Source organism: Phenylobacterium sp., assembly GCF_030654915.1.
Taxonomy (GTDB): Bacteria; Pseudomonadota; Alphaproteobacteria; order Caulobacterales; family Caulobacteraceae; genus Phenylobacterium.
This window is the reverse complement of sequence record NZ_JAURWM010000172.1, coordinates 1-1,024: the sequence shown is the minus strand read 5'-3', so window position 1 is coordinate 1,024 and position 1,024 is coordinate 1. Positions and strand designations below refer to the sequence as shown.

Genomic DNA, 1,024 nt, shown 5'->3' with positions numbered 1-1,024 from the left:
ACGACGTGTCGGACTGGGAAGGCGCCAAACGGATGATCGATCAGGCGACCGCGACTTTTGGCGGCCTCGATGTTCTCGTGAGCAATGCCGGCATTTTGCGCGATCGCATGCTTGCCAATATGGAGATCGATGAATGGGATGCGGTCATCAAGGTTCATCTCCGCGGCACGTTTTGTCCAGCTCGCCACGCAGCTGACTATTGGCGAGCGCGTGCTAAGGAAGGCAATCCGATCGACGCTCGGATCATTAATACTACCTCTGTTTCTGGGTTACTCGGCAATCAGGGCCAATGCAACTATGGTGCGGCAAAGGCGGGCATCGCCGCCTTTACGATTACTTCGGCGATGGAGCTCGCACGCTACGGCGTCACGGTGAACGCGATCTCGCCGGGGGCCCTTACCCGGATGACCGAAGATCTCGGCTATGGCGTCGATGTGCCCGCCGGTGAGTGGAACCCTCGTGATCCGGCCAATATCGCACCGATCGTCGTCTGGCTCGGGAGCAGCGAGTCGAAAGACGTGACCGGCCAGGTATTCGAATCAACGGGGGGCCGACTGACGGTCTTCGAACGGTGGCATCGCGGTCCCGCGATAAATCCGATGCGCCGTTTCGACCCGAACGAACTCGGTCCGATCGTTAGGGGCCTCATCAGCAAGTCGAGGCAGCCGGATGCGATTGGCGGTTGAGGCGGTTCCCGACCCGGCAAGGCGGACCGCCGATTTAGGTCCGCTGGTTCCCAACAGCAATCGAACACGAAGAGCGGCGGGCCACCGAATGGCTCGATGCAGATAGTGAAAGAAAATCCCTCTAGGACTCGGCATTCGCCGCCCGAGCGCACAACCATCAGCGATGTATTTTTCAATACTGTAGCTTTGCGAGGGCGGAAGGGCCACATGTTCCCAGTATTCCGGTGCGGAATTGCCGATAGAATGGTAGCGTCGATGTTCCATCACCCCGGATCAGGGCTTATAGACTAGATTTCTGCATTATTTATATTTGATCAGCGCTGGAGTTGGTGCCATTA

The 1,024-nt window shown here is 57.8% G+C and carries 1 protein-coding gene; it reads left to right on the top strand.

The features are described from left to right. On the top strand, positions 1-686 hold a 686-nt coding region (locus Q7T84_RS08915), incomplete at its 5' end, for an SDR family NAD(P)-dependent oxidoreductase (protein ID WP_304807891.1). Positions 687-1,024 lie beyond the last annotated feature (338 nt).